The following is a 19950-nucleotide window of genomic DNA, read 5'->3' as shown; positions in this document are numbered from 1 at the left end:
CGGCTCATGGCGCCGCCTCGGTCGGGATGCCGGCCTCGCGCAGCCAGGTGAGGACCGGTTCGTTTGTGGCGCGCTCGCCGGGCAGGACCAGGCGCAGGCGCCCGGCGCGGGTGGCGGCGAGCTGTTCGACAGTGCCGCCGAGGATTCGCACGTCCACATCGAAGCGGCGGGCCAGCTCCGCGATCAGCGGCCGTTCCGCCTGGTCGCCGCTGACCGTCACGTCCAGGATCGTCTCGCCGGGCAGGTGCGGCGCCGGGCCGAGGCGCAGCAACTCCGCGGCCAGCTCGGAGCCGGGCCGGGCCAGCACCTCTTCGATCCGGCCGGACTCGGTGAACCGCCCGTCGCGCATGATCGCGGCGGAGTGGCAGATGCGCTTCACCACGTCCATCTCGTGCGTGATCAGCAGGATGGTCAGGCCGAGCCGCCGGTTGAGGTCGGCGAGCAGTTCCAGGATCGAGCCGGTCGTCTCCGGGTCCAGCGCGGACGTGGCCTCGTCGGAGAGCAGCACGGCCGGGTCGCCGGCCAGCGCCCGTGCGATGCCGACGCGCTGCTTCTGCCCGCCGGACAGCTGCGCCGGATACGCGTCCGCGCGCCCTTCCAGCCCGACAAGCTCCAGTAGCTCCGCGACGCGGCGGGTGCGCTCACCGCGGGACGTGCCGGTGACCTCAAGCGGAAAAGCCACATTCCCCGCCACGGTACGGGAGCTGAGCAGCGCGAAATGCTGGTGGATCATGCCGATCCGCTGGCGTTCCCGGCGCAGTCGCCGCTCCGGCAACGACGTGAGTTCCACGCCGCCGACGGTCACGGTGCCGGAGTCGGGGCGCTCAAGCAGGTTCACGCTGCGCAGCAACGTGCTCTTGCCGGCACCGCTGCGCCCGAGCACGCCGTAGATCTCGCCCTCCGGGACGTCCAGGCTGACGCCGTCGAGCGCGGTCACCGGACCGCCCCGGGAGCGGTAGACCTTGCGCAGGTCGTTGAGGCTGATCACAAGCAGAGTCCTGGTGGGCTGGGGGTGAGTGGGAGCGCGGCGCGGCGTAATCACCGGCCGCGCTCGGCAACCTCACACTACCAACCCGATAGGCTTTACCGGTTTTCAGCGCATCGTGAGCGCGGTCTCACCACAAGCATGGCGATCCAGGGCATGGCGATCCGGGGCATGGCGATCCGGGGCATGGCGATCCGGGGCATGGCGATCCGGGGCATGGCGATCCGGGTAGGTGCGTCCCGCGACAGTCACCGTGCCGGAGTCGTCAGGAGCGTCTCCGCGATGACGCCGAAGAGATGATCGACCCGGGAGGCGAGCGCGGGCTGGTCACCGACCCAGGCCAGCGCGCCGCCAAGCGCATAGAGGTCGGTCGGGTCGACGTCGGTACGCGCCACGCCCTCCGCCTGGGCGCGGGTGAGGAGTCGCGCGCCGGCCGCCTTCATCCCGACGCACGAGGCGTGCAGCGCGGAGTCCGGGTCCTCGATCGCGGCCACCATCGAATCGATCGCGCCCTTGAAGCGGTGCGCGCACGAGACGAACTCGCGCAGCCACGTCACGAGCGCCTCCCCCGACGAGTCCGCCTGCTCAAGCACGGCCGCCTGCGCCGCCAGGTCGTCGAAACCGGTCCGGAGCAGCGCCTCCAGCAGCGCCTCCCGGGTCGGGAAGTGCCGGTACAGCGTGCCCAGGCCCACACCGGCCCGGCGCGCGATGTCCCGCAGCGACGCGTCCGCGCCCTGCTCGGCCACGACATCGCGCGCGACCGCGAGCAACTGCTCGTAGTTCTTCCGTGCATCAGCCCGCATGAACCCCACCTTGACAATCGGAGCAGTGCTCCATATATATTCGGAGCAGTGCCCCGCTAAGGGCATCTTAGCCATACCGAGAACGAGGACGCGATGACACCGAACACGATGAAGGCCGTCCGGCTGCACGGATTCGGCGGCCCGGACGTGCTGCGGTACGAGGACACCCCGGTCCCCGAGCCGAAGCCCGGCGAGGTGCTCGTCCGGGTGCACGCGGTGGGCGTCAACCCGCCGGACTGGTACGTGCGCGACGGACTGACAGTGATGCCGCCGGAGATGCGGCCGCCCCTCCGTCTGCCGTTGATCCCGGGGACGGACGTGTCAGGCGTGGTGGAGGCGGTCGGCGCGGAGGCCGACGGCTTCGCGCCCGGCGACGAGGTCTTCAGCATGGTCCGTTTTCCCAGCTTCGACGCCCGCGCCTACGCCGAGTACGTGACAGTGCCCGTGACGGACCTCGCGCTCAAGCCGGCCGGCATCGACCATGTGGCGGCCGCCGCCGTGCCGATGGCCGGGCTCACCGCGTGGCAGTTCCTGATAGCGCTCGGGCACGACCACCCGTCCCCGTTCCAGACCACCCGGCATGCCCCCGTGCCGCTCGGCCCCGGCACGACAGTGCTCGTCAACGGCGCGGCCGGCGGCGTGGGCCATCTCGCCGTGCAGCTGGCGAAATGGAAGGGCGCACACGTGATCGCGGTCGCCTCCGGCGGACACGAGTCGTTCCTGCGCACGCTCGGCGCCGACGAGTTCATCGACTACACCACGAACCGCCCGGAGGACATCGTGCGCGATGCCGATCTCGTCCTCGACGCGGTCGGCGGGCCGACGAGCAGCCGTTTCCTGCGGACCGTCAGGCGCGGCGGCGCGCTGTTCCCGGTCTTCTTCGGCGTGTTCGACCCCGAGGAGACCGCGCGGCTCGGCGTGACGGTCTCCAGCACCCAGGTCCGCGCGAACGGCCCGCAGCTCGCCGAGCTGGGCCGCCTCCTCGACGCGGGCACCGTACAGGTCGCCATCGACAGCACCTTCCCGCTCGCCGAGGCCCGCCAGGCCCACGAACGCGCGGCCCGCGGCCACATCCAGGGCAAGATCGTGCTGACAGTTGCCTGACGACCGGCCGCCAACGCCGAGTAGCGCCCGCGCGGTTTTCCCGGCCACCCACGGATCCGGTGGCCGCGGGAGCATGCGGGTCCCGGCCACCGCGGAGGCGGGAAAGCAAAGGTTTCGGTCTCTGTCTGTGCGTGTTTGAATACATCATGGTCGATGCGGGCTGGGGCGGGCGGATCGGTGCGGCGCTTGTGGTGGCCGCGATGGGGTCGATTGCCGCGCCGGTGGCGACGTCGCCGCTGTACCCGCCGGTCGGGGCCGGGACCGCGTTTCTCGATCACGGGGCGTTGCTCGGCGACGTGCCGGAGCCGGGGTGGTACGAGGCGAACATCCCGTTCGTCGATCTGCCGGACCAGGAGATCGAGGAGACGTACTACTACAGGTGGCGCACGTTCAAGGAGGCGTTGAAGTACACCGGGCCCCGGGACGGGTGGATCGTGACCGAGTTCCTGGGGCCGGTGGGCTATTCGGCGCCGTTCGGCGGGATCAACGCGGCGGCCGGGCACCACCTCTACGAGGGCCGCTGGCTGCGGGACCGGCGTTACCTCGACGACTATGTGGACTACTGGCTGCGCGGCTCGGGGTCGGGCGCGAAACCGGCGACCGAAGGGCTCAACAAGAACACCACGGACTGGGCTCATCAGTACTCGTTCTGGGCCGTCGACGCGGCCGTGGCCCGGGCCGAGGTGAGCGGCGACTGGCGCTATCTGCTGGACCGGCTGCCGCAGCTGGTGAAGCAGTACGAGGGCTGGAAGGCGAGCAACTTCGACGCGACGCGCGGGCTGTACTGGCAGACGCCGGTGTGGGACGCGATGGAGTACACGGCGGGGTCCTATCAGACGGACGATCCCTACCACGGTGGCGACGGTTTCCGGCCTACGCTCAACGCCTACCAGTACGGCGACGCGCGTGCGCTGGCGTCGTTGCTGCGGCGGGCGGGCGACCCGCAGGCTGCGGCGCGCTACGAGCGGGAGGCTGCGGCGCTGAAGGCGCAGACCGAGCGGCAGCTCTGGGACGGCGACTTCTACAAGCACGTGCAGCGCGACGAGACCGCGCCGATCGCGGACCGCGAGCTGATGGGTTACGTCCCCTGGTACTTCCACCTGCCGTCGGCGGATAACGCGGTGGCGTGGGCGCAGCTGACCGATCCGCAGGGGTTCGCGGCGTCGTTCGGCCCGACGACTGCGGAGCGGCGCAGCCCGTGGTTCATGCACGAGGCGCTGAGCGGGTGCTGCAGGTGGAACGGGCCGAGCTGGCCGTTCGCGACGAGTCAGACGCTTACCGGGCTGGCGAATCAGTTGCTCGACTACCCGGGACAGTCCTATGTGACCACTCAGGACTATCAGGAGCTGCTGCGGGCCTACGCGCTGACGCAGCGCCGGAACGACCGGCCGTACGTGGCGGAGGCGCACCACCCGGACGAGAACCGGTGGCTCTACGACGGGCGCGGGCACAGCGAGGACTACAACCACTCCACGTTCACCGACCTGGTGCTGTCCGGGCTGCTCGGGATCCGGCCGCAGCCTGGCGACACGGTACGCATCTCACCGCTCAACGACTACGACCACTTCGCGGTGGAGAACCTGGCCTATCACGGTCACAACCTGTCCGTGCTGTGGGACGCGGATGGCAGCGCGTACGGCCGGGGGCAGGGGTTCCGGGTGTGGGTGGACGGGCGGCAGGTGCTGCACCGGTCGGCGCCGGGCGATGTGACGGTGCGGGTCGCTTTCGATGCAGGCCCCGTACAGGAGCAGATCGACGACGCCGCAAACCCCGCCGGGACCGGCTATCCGGCCGCGCGCGCGTCGTACACCTGGTCCGGGGACAGCCCCGCGGACGCGATCGACGGCCAGGACTTCCACCTCGACGTGCCCTCCACCCGCTGGACCTCCTACGGTTCCCCGCACGGGGCCGACCACCTGGAGGTCGATCTGGGCGCCGCGACCGTGGTCTCGGACGTGCGCGCCGTGTTCTACGACGACGGCGGCGGCGTGCGCACTCCACCGTCGTTCACGCTGCACCATCAGGGCGCGGACGGCATCTGGCGCGAGGTGCCGGGCCAGACGCGCACTCCGGCGCAGCCCGCGGGCCGGACCGTCAACCGCGTCCTGATCGACCCGCCGCTGACCACCGACCGGCTGCGCATCTCGGCCCCCGGCGTCTTCGGCGTCACCGCGGTCCAACTCTGGCGCACCCCTGACCCACGGATCAGCCTGACGGTGCCGCCCACCACCGCGATAGACCCGGGAACCCCTTTCACGGTACGGGGAACGGTGTCCGCGTCCGCGGCCGTGCCGGAGGTCCGGGTGAGCCTTGAGGCGCCGCGCGGTTGGGCGGTCTCCCCCGTCACCGTGCCGCCCCGGGCGTTGCGGGCCGGAGCGGCCTACGACGTGGCCTGGCAGGTGAGCGTGCCCGCGGACGCCGACCCGTCCGCCGGTCTGCCGGTGCGCGCGCTGGCCCGTACCGCCGCGGGGGTGACGAGCGCGCTCACCACCACGACCTACGAGTTCGACCCGGCCGACTACCCGGTGACCGCCTGGGATGACGACTTCGACGACGAGCGGGCCTACCGGGTCGATCATCCGGTGGCCGAGCCCTCCCCCTCGCTGCGCATCGCGGACGGCGCACTTACCGCGAGCGCCTCCGCCCGCGCGTTCGCGGTGTTCGCCGCGCCGGTCGCCGCCTCCGGGGAGGGCACCGCCGTGATCGTCACACCGCGCGCGTTCTCCGGCGCCGCACCCGAGGACAGCCTGTTCCTAGGCCTCTCCGGCGGTTCCGGTGACGCCGCGCTGGCCTGGTACAACAACCATCACCGCAGTTCCGGCGCGGACGTGCAGACCGGCGGCCGCTCCCGCCCGGAGGCCACCGGCGGCTGCTGTGCCGAGGTCACCTGGGAGCCCGGCGACCGCTTCGCGATCCTGGTGCGCTGGGGACGCCTGACCACCTGGGTCGAGCACGACGGCCGCTGGGCGGCGGTGCACGACGCGCCGGTCTCCGCCGCGGTCGACGGCGCGACGCTGGCGTCCTGGTCCCCGGCGTTCGGGGTGCGGCTGGACGCCGGCCCGCTCTCCATCGACCGTGTCACGGTGCTGACCAGGTCGTGACCGCTCAGCTGAAGACCGGGATCTCCCGCGCCTGCGCCAGGTACGACGTGCCGTTGGTGTAGCCGGTCCCGCCGGTGTCGGTGCCGAGCATCCGGGTGGCGAGCCGGTAGTGGGTACGGCGCCAGGCGTCGATCGAGGCGGCGAAGTCGGCCATGGCCGCGCCCACGGCCGCGTGCTCCGCGAGGGTCAGGCGCGCCTCCCGGTAGGCCGCGTCCACAGACGGCAGGCCGAGCAGGACCTGCGCCTGGATCTCCGGCACGTTCTGGTAGGCGGCCGAGCCGAGGCGGGCGTCGTCGGGCCGGCGGGCCAGGCTCTCCATCAGCTTGTAGTGCCGGGACTGGATGGCGCTGGCGCCCTCGGTCCACTGCCGGAAGCGGCGGAACGACTCCACCCGCATGGTCGCCACCACGGACCACAGTGGACTGACCTCGCGCAACAAAGTGGCCGCGTGGCACAGCGCGTCCTCCGCACCGGCCGCGGCGCCCGCCGTGAGCGCGTCCACGGCCGCCTCGAGATCGCGGACCAGTTGGGCGAACGCGGTCTCGAACGTCTGCAGCACGCGGATGAACAGGTACTCGTCGTGGACCACGTCGACCGGCAGCACGCTGCAGCGGACCATGAGCTGCTGTGCGTCGCTCGCCTTCGCCGCGACCGTCTCGCACACCGCACGCGCCTCGGCCCGCACGCCCGGCTCCAGCACCGGAGTGGACCAGCCGAGCCGGTCCAGCGCCGGGCGGATCACCCGCAGCGCGTGCCGCAGCCGTTTCTCCACAAGCGCGTCCTCCGGCGGCATCACCGGCAGCGGCCCGGAGAGGTCGTCGCACGCGGCCGCCTCGAAGCGCATCAGGTCCGCGACAAGCAGCACGGTGAGCAGATCACGGTCGTCGAGGTAGGGCGTCAACACCGGCAGCGCCAGGTAGGACCGGTAGTCGTAGACGCCGTCGCGCTTGTCGAGCAACACATCCAGGAAGGAGAGCAGCTCGCCGCCCGCGTGCACGCGGGCATCGCACAGCGCGTCAAGCAGGTCGTCCGGGACCAGAGCCTTACCGCATCGGCGGTACGCGGTGAGCACGGACTGGTAGGGGAAGTCGCCGCCGTCCACGGTCCAGGTCCGCACGGCCACAGATTCAGCGCTCATGATCCGTACCCCTTGGTGATCTCGGTTCTGATCTGCCACAGCTTCGGGAAGAGCTTCTGCGCGATCAGTCGCGCGAGCGTGTCGACAGGTGTTCCCTGCGTGCCAAGCACCGCGTGCCCAATGATCCGGGTCGCGATCTTGTAGTGCTCCGTGCGCCAGAGCGCGATCCGCTCGTCAAGCGCGACAAGTGCCTCTGCCAGCCGGTACAGCGCGACGGTGGGATCCCCACGGTAGAGCGCGCCGAGCTCGACGCCGTCCGCTGCCAGTCGCGCGTCGAACTCGGCGCCGAGCCGGCGGGCCGCCCGGCGCAGCCCTTGCCAGCCCGGCGACTCGGCGCCGGAGCCGTTGCCAAGCGCGGGGCGGATGTGGTTGAAGTCGGCCGGGGTGAGGTGACGCAGGATGTCCAGCTGCTCGGTGATCAGGCGCAACGCCGTTGCCGCGCGCTGGACCAGCAGTTCGGCGTGCCCGGTCTCGCCGTCGGCCACGTGCGCGGCAGCGCGGTCGAGCTGGGCACCTGCAAGTTTGAGCCACAGCTCCGTGCTCTGGTGGGTGATCTGGAACAGCAGCTCGTCGGGGTGTACCCACTGGTCAGCGGTGCGTTGCAGAGCCAGGAGCTCGTCGGTGCGCATGTACCGGACGTAGTCGTTGATTCCCTCACCGGGTAGAACTGGTCTACTGTGCTCGGTCGTCACGAGCGAACAATATCGATCCCACGGCCACTTCAAAGCGTGATCTAGATATCACATGAAGCGATTTTCCCACGGCGCGCACAATGGGATCATGCGGGCGCTCACCCCACGCCTGGCCTGCGCTTTTGTCCTAATTGCGCAGATGACGGCCTTCGGCGGTGGCGGCGTGGGGTGCGGATGATCGTCGAGCGACTGTTTCAGGGCGCCCGAACGCGTCCTCCGGCGCGCAGACGGCGCCGGAGGACGGCAGGTGATCAGGCCTTCGCCGCGGTCCCCGCCTCAGGCTCGACCGCCGGAGGGTCCGCAACGGGCTCCGGATCCGCAAGCTGCTCGCGCACATACGTCCAGAAGACCGCGATCAGCGCCGCGATCGGCACCGCCAGCAGCGACCCGACGATCCCGGACACGCTGCCGCCAAGCGTCACCGCCAGCAGCACCACGCCCGCGTGCAGGCCCAGCCCGCGGCTCTGCACCATGGGCTGGAAGACGTTCCCCTCCAGCTGCTGCACGACCAGGATGATGATCAGCACGATGAGCGCGTCCCACGGGCCCTCGAAGACCAGCGCGATCAGCACCGCGACAAAGCCGGCGAAGAGCGCGCCGACGATCGGGATGAACGCGGTGATGAACGTCAGCACGGCCAACGGCAGCACCAGGGGCACTCCGACGATCCACAGGCCGAGGCCGATGAAGATCGCGTCGAGCAGGCCGACGAACGCCTGGGAGAGCACGAACGAGCCGAGCGTCTTCCAGCTGCGCGCCGCGATCTCCGGCACGTCACGGCTGAGCCGGCCCGGCAGCTGCTGGCTGAGCCACGGCAGGAACCTCGGCCCGTCCTTGAGGAAGAAGAACATCAGGAACAGCGCGAGCACGATGGTGATCAGGCCGTTGACGACCGCGCCGACGCCGGTGACCGTGTAGTTCACGATGCTGCCGACGCTCGACTGGATCTTGTCGACGGCAGTGTTGAACGCGCTGTCGACCTGCGCGTCCCCGATGTTCAGCGGCGGCCCGGAGGCCCAGTCGCGCAGTTGGGTGATGCCGTCTGCCACGCCGTCCGCGAGGGCCGGCCCCTGACTGGCGACCGGCACCGCGATGCCGACGATGATCCCGGCCGCGACAAGCAGGAACACCAGCGTGACCACGGACGCGGCGAGCGCCGGCGGCCAGCCGTGCCTGCGCAGGAACCGGGTCGGCGGCCAGGTGAGCGTGGTGAGCAGCAGCGCGACGGTCAGCGGCCAGATCACCGGCCACGCCCAGCCGAGCAGCTTCAGCAGCACGTAGCCGAACAGCATCAGGGCGAGCAGCTGCACGACGACGATCGCGGAGGTGCGCAGGGCGGATCGGCTCTTCGCCGCGTTCAAGACCTTCACAGGTCGTACCCTAGGTGATCCCGGCCGTTACCACCCGCTGGACTCGACGTGGAGCACGAGCGGCCGAAATGAGATGCGCACCGACGGGCACGGCTGTTGGATCTCGGAATGAGTCACGATCTCGTTCATCCCCGGAAGGCCCGCGCAGGGGATCACATCGCGGTCGTCTCGCCGTCCTTCGCCGCGGCGGGCGCCTACCCCGAGATTCACGAGCAGGCCATGCGACGGCTCGCCGACGTGACAGGCCTCGTCCCGGTCGAGTACCCGACCACCCGCGCCGTTGGTGCCCCACCGGAGGCGCGGGCGGCGGACATCAACGCTGCCTTCGCCGACCCCCGAGTCCGTGGCATTCTCGCTGTCGTCGGAGGCGAGGATCAGATCACCGTCGTCCCGCACCTGGACGCCGGCCTCGCCCGAGCCGATCCGAAGCCGTTCGTCGGCACCAGCGACAACACCAACCTGCATCACTGGCTCTGGGGACTTGGCATCTCCAGTTTCTACGGCGGATCGTCGCAGGTGCACCTCGGTCCCGGCCCGGCCGTGGACGACATCCACGCACGGTCGCTGCGGGCGGCGTTGGTCACCGGGGAGCGGTTGGAGATCACCGATCCGGGCGAGTCCGAGGACTACGGCATCGACTGGGCCGATCCGCTGGCGCTCGAGTCCCCGGGGGAACGCGAGCCTACCGAGCTGTGGAGCTGGTTCGGGCCGCGCCGCTCCGTCACCGGGGTCACCTGGGGCGGTTGCCTCGAAGTCATCCAGTGGATTCTGACGGCCGGGCGCTTCCCGTTCCCTCCGGAGGTCCTGGACGGCGGGGTGCTGATCATCGAGACCTCGGAGAAGCTGCTGCCCGCCCGCGAGGTCGGCTGGATCGTCCGTTCCCTCGGCGAGCGTGGCATTCTCGGCGCGGTTGATGCGGTCCTGGTCGCACGTCCGCCGGTCTCCGACCACGCCAGCCGCCCCGTCGCCGTGGATCGCGCGCGGTTGCGTGCGGAGCAGCGGGATGCCGTGGTCGACGTGGTGACTCGCTACAACCCGGAGGCGGTCGTCTGCGTGGGGGTGCCGTTCGGTCACACCAGGCCGCAGTGGATCCTGCCGCACGGCGGTCTGATCACCGTTGACGGTGCGGAGCGCCGAATCTTCGCCGACTATCGATAGGGAGTCGCCGCGATGGATCGGCCCGGGCGCGCTCTCAGAAGCCTGGATCCTCGTGGCCGAGCAGCCGCCGCAGACCGGCGTGCATGTTCACGACCTCGATCCGCGCGTCGAGGAACCCGCGCCGGTAGTCCGCGCCCGTGTCGGGATGCTCCGCCAGGCCCGCGTCGCGGCGGCCCTCCAGCGCATCGACGCGGCCGGCGTTGTAGGCCAGCAACGCGTCCTCCATGAGTCCTCCCCCGTGACCTGGCGTTTTGTGCATCTAACCCGACCGGGCGACCTGTGCCTGTCGCGCTGCTGACAGCACCGCCTCAGACCGTGGGCATCAGGCCGCCGTCGACCGCGAACTGCGTGCCGGTGAGGTACCCCGCACGCGGCGACGCCAGGAACGTGACCAACTCGGCCATCTCCTCGGCCGCGCCGAACCGGCCGAGCGGGATCTCGAAGCGCTCCGCGATCCGGCGGCGGATCTCCGGCACGTCGACGCCGTCCTGCTCCGCCATCCGGGCGAAGCGCCTGTAGGTGTCCGCCGTCTCGATCACGCCCGGGTTCACCGCGACGACCCGGATGCCGTGCGGCCCCATCGAGTTCGCCAGGCCCTTGCTGTAGGTGGCGAGCGCCGCCTTGGCCGAGGCATAGGCGATCGCGGCCGGCTGAGGCACCCGGGCCGCGCCTGACCCGATGTGAATGACCACGCCGGAGCGCTGCGCGACCATCCGCGGCAGCAAACGCCGGTCCAGGCGCACGGCCGCGAGCAGGTTGATGGCGAGGTCCTCGGTCCAGTCCTCGTCCGTCATGGCAAGCACGCCGTCCGGCACCCGGCGCTGGCCGCCCGCGTTGTTCACAATCACGTCGATGCCGCCGAGGAGCTCCAGCGCGTCCGCCGCGAGCCGGGCCGTGCCGTCCTCGGTGGCCAGGTCCGCGGCCACGAACGTGCCGTGCGTGTGTTCCCCCTCCGTGCGCGCGGCCACCACCACGGCCGAGCCGGCGGCCGTGAAGTGCTTCGCGATGGCCGCGCCGATGCCACGGGTGCCGCCGGTGACGAGGACGCGTTTGCCCTCCAGGCCGGTGGCGGGGGCGGTGACCGTCATACTGGTGACTCCCATGTTCGATGTTCGACGAAGTTCGAACATACAACCACGAGAGGGACCCCGTGCGTCAAGCGCTCCACCCGGACCTTGCGGACGTGACGCTCGCCCAGGCGCTTACCGCACTCGGCGACCCGATCCGCCTGTCGATCGTCCGCGTCCTCTCCGACGGCCGCGAACATCTCGGCGGCGACTTCCCCACCTCGGTAGCGAAGTCCACGCTCAGCCACCACATGAAAACGCTCCGCCAGGCAGGCGTCATCCACAGCCGTCCCGACGGCACCCGCTGCTGGAACTCACTCCGCCCCGACTTCGAGGCCCGCTTCCCCGGCCTGCTCGGCACGATCCTGAAGATCCCCGGCTGAGCGTCAGGGCACCAGACGCGCGGTCGACCCCTCGTCGAGGGCGACCCGCACGTTCTCGACCCCGGCACGGATCATGGCGCCGTAGGCGTCGTCCGGAAGCACGTCCAGCCCCGCCACCGCCGCGGCGAGATGCGGTCGCGCCTCATCCCGGTTCCCGGCACGCCGGTGCGCGTCGGCCAGGTTGAGATACAGCGACGGCAGGAACGCGCGCACCTGCAGCGAGTCGTGGAAGCGGCGCACCCGCTCGTCGCTGAGCGTGCTGACCGCGTCAAGCGCCCGCTCATCCCACGCCAACTCCTCCACCACCTCGTCCTGCAGGTCCGCGAGGTAGTGCGCGATGCTGCACCTGTGCAACGCGTCGCCTTCCGCACCGACGCGCGCCCACAGCGCGGCGAGCGCCTCCCGGGCACCCTGCGCATCGCCCGCGCGGCCCTGCTCGACCGCCGCCCCGATCGCCGCCATCACGTCATCAGTCCCCGTCACGCATCCTCCTTCGCCGGGCCCGGTCACCCGGGCCGTCCACCCGGCAAGGCTCGGCCCTCGACCAGGTCGAGAGTCAACGCGCACCGCCCGGTTCGACATGGCCGGCTACGCCGGGGCCGAGATGGAGGAGTGGGCCGAACGGCGGCTGACCTCGAGGGAGGACGCCGGGTGGCGGGTGACGCCGGCCGAGGTCACGCCAGCAGTTTCTCCCGCATGGTCTTGCCGGGGTTGAACTGGCCGACGATCTGCTGGCCGGTGGGGAGGTAGACGTCGATCGCGTTGTTGCGGCGCATCTGCTCGCGGACCGGCTGCGGCAGCGGGGGTTCCTGCGGCATGGCGGAGCGGATGTCGGTGGCGGAGACGATCAGGCGGTCGGCGAGCATCGCGGAGTCGGCGTCGACGCGCACCCGGCCGAACTCCCAGCCGCAGAGGAGCAGGTCGAGCGCCTCGAACAGGTGGGTGAGGGTGGCGTACGAGTCGGCGACGTCGACGTAGCGGCCGGCGTTGCGCCCGATTGTGGTGGCCGCGGCCTGCACGTGGATGTAGGGGTGGAAGCCGCACGGGAGCGCGAACAGCGGCCACTGCAGCGCGTGCCCGGCCTCCTTCCACAGCGGCCGGTAGTTGCGCCTGTCGACCATCATCCGGTGGCCGGTGCGCCGGTAGAGGTCCGCGCACTGGGCGGCGAGCGCGTCGTTGGCCGTGTCCGCGAACTCGCGCAGGATCGTGCCGGCGACAAGCAGCCCGTCGTCGCCCTGCAGGAACGGGGTGACGCCGGCGGCCTGGTCCGGGTACCGGCCCTGGACGTGCGCGCCGAAACCCTCGCGGACCTGCGCGAGCAGCGCGGCCTGCTGGCTCGGATCGTGCTGCACCTTCCGCTTACCCAGTCCGAAAAGTCGCATCTGCCCTCGTTTCGACCACCGTAAGCGAACTCGGCAATGCTAACGAAGATCATGGCCGCCGCTCGTCGAGGGGCATATCACCGGGACCAGGGTGATATTGGTTTATTGACACCTATCAACCCCGATGCGAGGGTACGGCTCGGCGGCCCACCCCGAGCCGCCGCCTCGCGGAAGGGATCCTTCATGCAGCTTCGACGGGCACTCGCCACCGTAGCGGCCGCCGCGGCCGCGGCTGTCCTTCTTGGACAACCGGCCTCTGCGGCCCCGGCTCCGGCGATCCAGGCGGCCACGCTGGCGTCGACCATCTCGCTCTCCAACTGCTCGGCGTCGCTTGTGCGGTACCCCACCTCGGTCAGCACGGACCGGGCGATGATGCTTACCAACGGGCACTGCTACGAGCGCGGCTTCATCGCCGCCGGCACCGTGCTGCGCAACGTCTCGAGCACCCGCAGCGGCACGCTGCTCAACGCGTCGGGCGGCGCGCTCGGCACGGTCCGCGCGGATCGGGTCCTCTACGCCACGATGACCGGCACCGACGTCACGCTCTACCGGCTCAACACCACGTTCGCGTCGCTGCAGAGCACGTACGGCGCCACCGCGCTCACGCTCTCGTCGAGCCGCCCGAGCGCCGGCACCTCGATGTCGATCCCGTCCGGGTACTGGAAGCGCGTCTGGAACTGCGCGATCGACGGCTTCGTGCCCACGCTTCGTGAGGACGAATGGTCGTGGACGGACTCGATCCGCTACAACGCCGGCTGCGACACGATCGGCGGCACGTCCGGCTCCCCGATCGTGAGCTCGGCCACCGGACAGGTGATCGGCATCAACAACACAGGCAATGAGGACGGCGGGCGCTGCACGCTCAACAACCCGTGCGAGGTCGCGGCCGACGGTACGGTCTCGGTGCTGTCCGGGCGGGGCTACGGCGAGCAGACGTACTGGTTCACCACCTGCCTGACCTCGGCACGCGTCATCGATCTGACGCTCTCCGGGTGCCTGCTGCCGGACTGATCCACCGGGCGGCCGGGTCGTCCCCGGTCGCCCGTTTCAGCGAACGTTGCTGAAGATCAGCCAAACCGTGTTAGTGTTCTTCTCGTTGCAGTTTTGATTCCGTAGACGTTGTGTTGCATGAATGACAGCGCCTGGTGGGTATCCGGACCCTTCGGGCGCTTTTTTCATATTTCGTCTTTTCCGGACGGGCGATCAAACGCGGCAACGAGAGGTTCGCGCAGTGCGGACCTCCCACAGCTCGCGAAGGAGAAGACATGGCCACCGGCACCGTCAAGTGGTTCAACGCGGACAAGGGCTTCGGCTTCATCGTTCAGGATGAGGGTGGCGCCGACGTGTTCGCCCACTTCTCGGCGATCGCCTCCAGCGGTTTCCGCAGCCTGGAGGAGAACCAGCGGGTCGAGTTCGACATCACCCCTGGCCAGAAGGGCCCGCAGGCGGCCAACATCCGCCCGCTCTGATTTTCCACCGGGTGGTGGCGTGACCGATTCGGCGCGCCGCCACCCGGGCCTTTTTTCTTTGCCATATCACCTCGGTTCGTTTCCATCGATGCCTCCTGTCACGGTGCGGTGCGCGCCGTGTCCAAGAAAGGCATCTGCAGACATATGACCGCAGGTACTGTGTCCTCCCCCCGGCGTGGCCGTCGGCGCCCGCCGCGCAAGCCCATCGAGGCTTCCGCTCCGCCCGCCCAGGTTGTCGTCACGACCCCGATGCCCACCGGCGCCGGCACGTTCGCCGACCTGCCGCTGGCACCCGGTCTCGCCAAGGCGTTGCACCGCAACGGGCTCACCACCCCGTTCCCCATACAGTCCGCAGTGCTGGCCGATGCGCTGGCCGGCCGGGATGTGCTCGGCCGTGGCCGTACCGGTTCGGGCAAGACGCTCGCCTTCGGGCTTCCGCTGCTCACGCTGCTCGACGGCAAGAAGGCCGTCAGCCGTGCGCCGCTGGCGCTCATCCTGGCGCCGACCCGCGAGCTGGCCCAGCAGGTGACCGCGTCGCTGACCCCCTACGCGTCCGCACTGCGGCTGCGGATGGCCACAGTGGTCGGCGGTCTCTCCGCCGCCGCGCAGGCGCAGACGCTTGCGCGTGGCGTCGAGATCGTGGTCGCCACCCCGGGTCGCCTCGCCGACCTGGTGAAGGCCGGTCAGTGCCGCCTCGACCAGGTGACCACGACGGTCATCGACGAGGCCGACCAGATGTCCGACATCGGCTTCCTGCCGCAGGTCAGCGCGCTGCTCGACCAGACCCCGCGGAACGGGCAGCGCATGCTGTTCTCCGCCACGCTCGACAAGGCCGTGGACCGGCTGGTCAGGCGGTTCCTCACCGAGCCGGTCACGCACGGCGTCGACCCGCCCACCGGCAGCGTCACCACGATGCGGCACCACCTGCTCGAGGTGGCGGCCGGAGACAAGCTGGCGATCGCGGCAGACATCGCGGCCCGCAACCCGCGGTCGATCATGTTCGTCGCGACCAAGCGGGCTGCGGACCGGCTGGCCACCCGGCTGAGCGCGACAGGCCTCCCGGCGGTCGCGCTGCACGGCGGACGCTCGCAGAACCAGCGCACCCGCGCGCTTGAGCAGTTCCGCGCCGGCACCGCGACAATCCTGGTGGCGACGAACGTGGCGGCGCGCGGCATCCACATCGACGAGCTCGACCTCGTCGTGAACGTGGATCCGCCCGCGGACGGCAAGGACTACCTGCACCGGGGCGGCCGCACCGCGCGCGCCGGCCGGTCCGGCACGGTCTTCACGCTCGTCTTCCCGGAGCAGCGCCGCGAGGTGCACCGGCTGCTCACCCAGGCCGGCATCCGCCCGGACTTCGACGCGGTCACGCCCGGTCACCCGGCGCTGATCCCCGCCTAGAAACCACCGAGCACACAAACTCTGCGGGGGTACGGGCCGCGGCCCGTACCCCCGCAGAGTTTTTTGTTCCTCAGGCCGTCGTCAGGATGCCTTCCACGCCGAGCAGGAACGTCTCACAGACCGACTGCGGGTCGTTGAGGCAGCCGGACGCCATCGCGCCGTCGCGCAACAGCACGAAGTGCCGGGCCGCGGGCTCGGGAAGCAGCTCCGAGACCGTGTCCAGGAACCACTGCCGGTGCACGAGCACGGCCTGATGCACCGGGTGGGCGGGGTCGGGATATTCGCTTGCCGCGTTCAGGAACGCGCAGCCGCGGAAACCGGGCGTGCGGATGTCGTCCGCGATGCCGTGCGCTATCGCCCGTGCCACCTCCACGGGCGTCAGCCCGTCCGCCCGCGCCCGCTCCACGTGGGCGCGGATGGCCTGGTCGGCCTCGGTCAGGTACGCGACGACCAGGTCCTCCTTGCCGGGGAAGTGCCGGTAGAGCGTGGCCCGGGTGATCTGCGCCTCGGCCACGATCCGGTCGATGCCGACGGAGTGGATGCCCTCGGTGTAGAAGATCCGGGTCGCGGTGGCGAGCAGCCGGGCACGCGCCTCGGACGTCCTGGGTTCCCTCATCCGGCCATCATACCGGATAGAACGTTCGGTCTTTCACGGCCGTCACTGAGCGCCCCAGCGGTCGGTGTGGCGGGCCAGGGACAGCGGGCGGCGGGTACGCCAGCCGTGTCGCTCCAGGTCCGGCACGTCGTGCAGGCGGGTGACCGGACCGAGGCACAGCCACGCGACCGGGCGGATCCCGGCCGGGATGCCGAGCAGCTCCCGCACGAACTCCTCCCGGTAGAACGACACCCAGCCGACGCCGAGTCGCTCCGCGGTCGCGGCCAGCCACAGATTCTGAATGGCCAGGCAGGAGGAGTAGAGCCCGGCGTCCGCGATCGCATGCCTGCCCAACACCGCCGGGCCGCCACGCTCGGCGTCGTACGTGACCACAATGGATAGCGTCGACTCCAGCACCCCGTCGATCCTGATCCGGGCGAACCGGCCCGCCGCCTCCCCGTCAAGCGTCGCCGCGAACACCTCACGCTCCCGCCGCACATGCGCGTGGAACGCCTCCCGCACCGGCCGGCTCCGGATCACCACGAAGTCCCACGGCTGCGACAGCCCGACGCTCGGCGCCGCGTGCGCCGCGGCCAGGATCCGGTCGAGCGTCGCCTCCGGCAGCGGCTCACCAGTGAACTCGCCCCGCACGTCCCGGCGACGGTGGATGATCTCGTACAGGTCATTGCTCATCACAGGCTCCCGCTGTGCTCCGGCCCCGAAGGGCCACCTCAGCGCGAGGCCGGTCTTCGGACTTCCGGATCGTCACCTCACCGCCCGCCTTCCCAGCCTCATCGGCCAGTGGCTGCGCTCTCACGCGTGGACGGCAGCTCCCCGGTCACCGCGGCGGGCCCGTGCCGGACTCGCACCGGCTTCCCAGATTCTCCCCCGCCGCGCACGGAAGGGGCACCTCGCAACAGATTCGTGCCACCGGCAGCCTACGTCAGGTCAGGATCACCAGCTGCCGGGTGGCACGCGTCATGGCGACATAGCGGTCCACGGCCGGCCAGGCCCCGGGGTCGATCAGGATCACTAGGTCGAACTCCAGGCCCTTGGCCAGCTCCGGCGTCAGGGCGCGCGCCCTCGGCGTACCCCCGTGGCCCTTGTGGAAGGTTTCGCTCGCGATGACGGCGGCGATGCCGTCCTCGTGCAGGTGCATCTCAAGAACCAGATCAAGATCTTCGACCGCCGCGTGTACGACCGGGAGGCCGCTGCTGCGAATCGAGTTCGGCACGTTCGCGTCCGGCAGGGCCGCGCGGATGACCGGCTCAGCCTCGGCCATGATCTCGGCCGGCGTGCGGTAGTTGACGTTCAGCTCGGCGATCGAGATCCGGTGCAGGCCCACCCGGGTGAGCCGCTCCTGCCAGGACTCGGTGAACGGGCGGCGGGCCTGGGCACGGTCGCCGACGATGGTCAGACTGCGGGACGGGCAGCGCAGCAACAGCATCTGCCACTCCGCGTCGGTCAACTCCTGCGCCTCGTCCACCACGACGTGGGCAAACGGGCCGGCCAGCGCGTCCCGATCCCCGCCGGGCAGCACGGCCCCGTCGACAAGCACCTCGTGCAGATCCTTCTGGACAAGCATCTTCATCAGGCCCTCGCCGTCGTCGTAGGCCGCGGAGTCGATCAGATCGTCGATGACCGTCGCCATCCGGGACCGCCGGGCCGCCACCGCCGCCCTCCGCAGCTGTTCCCGCCGGTCCGCCCCCGCGTCGCCAAGCCGCCGGCGGGCCGCGTCAAGCAGCGGCAGGTCGGCGGTGGTCCAGGTACGGTCCCGCCGTTGCAGCGTCGCCACCTCCTCGTGACTCAGCCAGGGTGCACACCGCCGCAGAAAGGCCGGGACCGACCACAGATCGGCCACCAGATCGGCGGCGTCGAGCATCGGCCAGGCCCGGTGCAGCGCGGCGCGCAGCTCCTCATCACGGCGAAGCTCGCCGGGGTCCGCGTCGTCGCGGTCGACCAGAATCGCGACCAGCTCGTCCCGGATCAGCTCGCGGGCCTCGTTGTGCGGCGTGCCGTCCGCGGCCTCGAACGCGGCCGCCCAGTCCTGCGGGGTGACATGCGGCCCGGCCGTCCCGGACCTCGGCGGCTCCTCGTAGAACCGGACCGCGTTCTCGACGGCCGTCAGCATCCCGGTGCCCGACTTCAGGCGCGCCACCTCCGGATCCGTCTCGACGACCGCCGCGGCACCCTCCGGGACCAGATCACGCAGCGTGCAGGTCTGCACGTCGTCCTCGCCGAGGCTCGGCAGCACGTCCGAGACGTACGCGAGGTACGGCTCGTGCGGGCCGACGAACAACACGCCGCCGCGGCGATTGCCAAGCCCGAGACGCGGATCGCTGTAGAGCAGATAGGCGGTCCGGTGCAACGCCACGACGGTCTTGCCGGTCCCGGGACCGCCGTCCACGACAAGCGCGCCGCCGGAGCCGGCCCGGATGATCGCGTCCTGGTCCGCCTGGATGGTGCCGAGCACGTCCCGCATGCGCGCCGAACGGCTTCCGCCGAGGCTGGCGATGAAAGCGGACTGGTCGTCGAGGGCGGCATGGCCGTCAAGGGCATCCGGGGTGAAGACCTCGTCCCAATAGTCGGTGATCCGGCCGCGCGTCCACCGGTAGCGGCGGCGACTCGCGAGGCCCATCGGGTTCTTGTGGGTACCACCGAAGAACGGCTCGGCAGCCGGCGAGCGCCAGTCGGTGAGCAGGCGACGCCCGGTGCCATCGGTCAGGCCGAGCCGGCCGATGTAGACGGCATCGATGTCGGCGGCATCGGTGTCGGCGGTGGCGGTGGCGGTGGCGTCGGCAGCGTCGGCAGCGTCGGCAGCGTCGGCAGCGTCGGCGTCGGCGATCATTCGGCCGAGGCAGAGGTCGAGGCTGTAGCGGCGGAGCGTGCGCAGGCGGGCGGTGAGGCGCTTGACCTCCTCGTCCCGGTCCACGGCCTGGCGGCCGCGGCCGGCGGCGTTCTTCCGCTCCGCGTCGAGGCGGGTGGAGAGGTCGTCGATCTGGGCGCTCATCGAGGCGGACATGGCGGCGAAGTGGCGCTCGTCGTCGGCGATCAGTGCGGGATCGGCCTTGGCCGAGAGGTGGTCGGGCAGCGCGAAGGCGCTGGCGGTGGTCTGCATGTGCACAATCCCCTCAAATGCCGTGTTCACGGCTTCGACAAGCGATTGTGCAGGAGGAATAGGGTCTTGCGGCAAGACCCCATCTCTGATATAAGTTAGAAATGGCGGATGAGGGTCTCCCTTCCGCCCTTTTTTATGCCCGGCAGTCGGCGATTCAGGGTTCAAACTGCTCGGCGACCAGACG

Annotated in this window: 19 protein-coding genes and 1 riboswitch; of the genes, 7 read left to right on the top strand and 12 right to left on the bottom strand. The window is 70.6% G+C overall.

Translation table 11 applies throughout. The features are described 5' to 3' along the window. Nucleotides 1-4: 4 nt before the first annotated feature. Both ACIA8K_RS18955 and ACIA8K_RS18950 read right to left on the bottom strand, forming a co-directional pair. A complete protein-coding gene (locus tag ACIA8K_RS18955) occupies nt 5-988 on the bottom strand; it encodes a methionine ABC transporter ATP-binding protein (protein WP_396060589.1) in 984 nt (327 codons plus the stop codon). A gap of 245 nt (nt 989-1233) precedes the next feature. Further along, on the bottom strand, nt 1234-1788 hold the full coding sequence (locus ACIA8K_RS18950) for a TetR family transcriptional regulator (RefSeq protein ID WP_396060587.1): 555 nt from the start codon (nt 1786-1788) through the stop codon (nt 1234-1236). Nucleotides 1789-1881: 93 nt separating this feature from the next. On the opposite strand from ACIA8K_RS18950, the gene ACIA8K_RS18945 reads away from it, so the two are divergent. Together ACIA8K_RS18945 and ACIA8K_RS18940 are read left to right on the top strand one after the other, a co-directional pair. Beyond that, on the top strand, nt 1882-2892 hold the full coding sequence (locus ACIA8K_RS18945; RefSeq protein ID WP_396060585.1) for an NADP-dependent oxidoreductase: 1011 nt from the start codon (nt 1882-1884) through the stop codon (nt 2890-2892). Nucleotides 2893-3023: 131 nt separating this feature from the next. Further along, nucleotides 3024-5993, top strand: coding sequence for an MGH1-like glycoside hydrolase domain-containing protein (locus tag ACIA8K_RS18940; RefSeq protein WP_396060581.1), 2970 nt, complete (start codon nt 3024-3026; stop codon nt 5991-5993). Between the two features lie 4 nt (nt 5994-5997). Here ACIA8K_RS18940 and ACIA8K_RS18935 read toward each other — a convergent pair whose 3' ends face one another. The 3 genes from ACIA8K_RS18935 to ACIA8K_RS18925 all read right to left on the bottom strand — a co-directional run bounded on the left by ACIA8K_RS18935 (nt 5998) and on the right by ACIA8K_RS18925 (nt 9193). Further along, nucleotides 5998-7131, bottom strand: a complete 1134-nt coding sequence (locus ACIA8K_RS18935) for a tryptophan 2,3-dioxygenase family protein (protein ID WP_396060578.1) — start codon at nt 7129-7131, stop codon at nt 5998-6000. Then, nucleotides 7128-7823, bottom strand: coding sequence for a tryptophan 2,3-dioxygenase family protein (locus tag ACIA8K_RS18930; RefSeq protein ID WP_396060575.1), 696 nt, complete (start codon nt 7821-7823; stop codon nt 7128-7130). The genes ACIA8K_RS18935 and ACIA8K_RS18930 overlap by 4 nt, the downstream gene beginning before the upstream one ends. 251 nt (nt 7824-8074) lie before the next feature. After that, nucleotides 8075-9193 (bottom strand): AI-2E family transporter, encoded by a 1119-nt coding sequence (locus ACIA8K_RS18925; protein WP_396060573.1) that lies wholly within the window; start codon nt 9191-9193, stop codon nt 8075-8077. Between the two features lie 108 nt (nt 9194-9301). On the opposite strand from ACIA8K_RS18925, the gene ACIA8K_RS18920 reads away from it, so the two are divergent. Continuing rightward, the gene (locus ACIA8K_RS18920; protein ID WP_396060570.1) at nt 9302-10351 is read left to right on the top strand and encodes a S66 peptidase family protein; all 1050 of its coding nucleotides are present in this window, start codon (nt 9302-9304) and stop codon (nt 10349-10351) included. Nucleotides 10352-10385: 34 nt separating this feature from the next. Here ACIA8K_RS18920 and ACIA8K_RS18915 read toward each other — a convergent pair whose 3' ends face one another. Together ACIA8K_RS18915 and ACIA8K_RS18910 are read right to left on the bottom strand one after the other, a co-directional pair. Continuing rightward, nucleotides 10386-10577 (bottom strand): hypothetical protein, encoded by a 192-nt coding sequence (locus ACIA8K_RS18915; protein WP_396060567.1) that lies wholly within the window; start codon nt 10575-10577, stop codon nt 10386-10388. A gap of 82 nt (nt 10578-10659) precedes the next feature. Further along, a complete protein-coding gene (locus tag ACIA8K_RS18910) occupies nt 10660-11439 on the bottom strand; it encodes an oxidoreductase (RefSeq protein ID WP_396060564.1) in 780 nt (259 codons plus the stop codon). A gap of 62 nt (nt 11440-11501) precedes the next feature. On the opposite strand from ACIA8K_RS18910, the gene ACIA8K_RS18905 reads away from it, so the two are divergent. Continuing rightward, a complete protein-coding gene (locus tag ACIA8K_RS18905) occupies nt 11502-11801 on the top strand; it encodes an ArsR/SmtB family transcription factor (protein WP_396060562.1) in 300 nt (99 codons plus the stop codon). Between the two features lie 3 nt (nt 11802-11804). Here the strand turns inward: ACIA8K_RS18905 and ACIA8K_RS18900 are convergent, their stop codons facing one another. Then, nucleotides 11805-12263 (bottom strand): hypothetical protein, encoded by a 459-nt coding sequence (locus ACIA8K_RS18900; protein WP_396060769.1) that lies wholly within the window; start codon nt 12261-12263, stop codon nt 11805-11807. A 212-nt stretch (nt 12264-12475) separates the two neighbouring features. Next, nucleotides 12476-13183, bottom strand: coding sequence for a hypothetical protein (locus tag ACIA8K_RS18895; protein ID WP_396060560.1), 708 nt, complete (start codon nt 13181-13183; stop codon nt 12476-12478). A gap of 183 nt (nt 13184-13366) precedes the next feature. Between ACIA8K_RS18895 and ACIA8K_RS18890 the strand changes: the two genes are divergently transcribed. The 3 genes from ACIA8K_RS18890 (at nt 13367) to ACIA8K_RS18880 (ending at nt 16053) form a co-directional block, all read left to right on the top strand. Further along, nucleotides 13367-14194, top strand: a complete 828-nt coding sequence (locus ACIA8K_RS18890) for a serine protease (RefSeq protein WP_396060558.1) — start codon at nt 13367-13369, stop codon at nt 14192-14194. A gap of 254 nt (nt 14195-14448) precedes the next feature. Continuing rightward, nucleotides 14449-14652 (top strand): cold-shock protein, encoded by a 204-nt coding sequence (locus ACIA8K_RS18885; RefSeq protein WP_033344340.1) that lies wholly within the window; start codon nt 14449-14451, stop codon nt 14650-14652. A 249-nt stretch (nt 14653-14901) separates the two neighbouring features. Then, the gene (locus ACIA8K_RS18880; RefSeq protein ID WP_396060555.1) at nt 14902-16053 is read left to right on the top strand and encodes a DEAD/DEAH box helicase; all 1152 of its coding nucleotides are present in this window, start codon (nt 14902-14904) and stop codon (nt 16051-16053) included. 70 nt (nt 16054-16123) lie between these two features. On the opposite strand, the gene ACIA8K_RS18875 is transcribed toward ACIA8K_RS18880, so the two are convergent. The 3 genes from ACIA8K_RS18875 to helR all read right to left on the bottom strand — a co-directional run bounded on the left by ACIA8K_RS18875 (nt 16124) and on the right by helR (nt 19766). Further along, nucleotides 16124-16669, bottom strand: coding sequence for a TetR/AcrR family transcriptional regulator (locus ACIA8K_RS18875; protein WP_396060552.1), 546 nt, complete (start codon nt 16667-16669; stop codon nt 16124-16126). Between the two features lie 42 nt (nt 16670-16711). Continuing rightward, on the bottom strand, nt 16712-17341 hold the full coding sequence (gene bluB / locus ACIA8K_RS18870; protein ID WP_396060550.1) for a 5,6-dimethylbenzimidazole synthase: 630 nt from the start codon (nt 17339-17341) through the stop codon (nt 16712-16714). A gap of 29 nt (nt 17342-17370) precedes the next feature. After that, nucleotides 17371-17577: riboswitch (cobalamin riboswitch) on the bottom strand. A 14-nt stretch (nt 17578-17591) separates the two neighbouring features. Then, nucleotides 17592-19766, bottom strand: coding sequence for an RNA polymerase recycling motor ATPase HelR (gene helR, locus ACIA8K_RS18865; protein ID WP_396060547.1), 2175 nt, complete (start codon nt 19764-19766; stop codon nt 17592-17594). Nucleotides 19767-19950 lie beyond the last annotated feature (184 nt).

This window comes from Catenuloplanes sp. NPDC051500 (assembly GCF_044454585.1).
GTDB lineage: Bacteria > Actinomycetota > Actinomycetes > Mycobacteriales > Micromonosporaceae > Catenuloplanes.
This window is presented reverse-complemented; position numbering and strand designations above follow the sequence as displayed.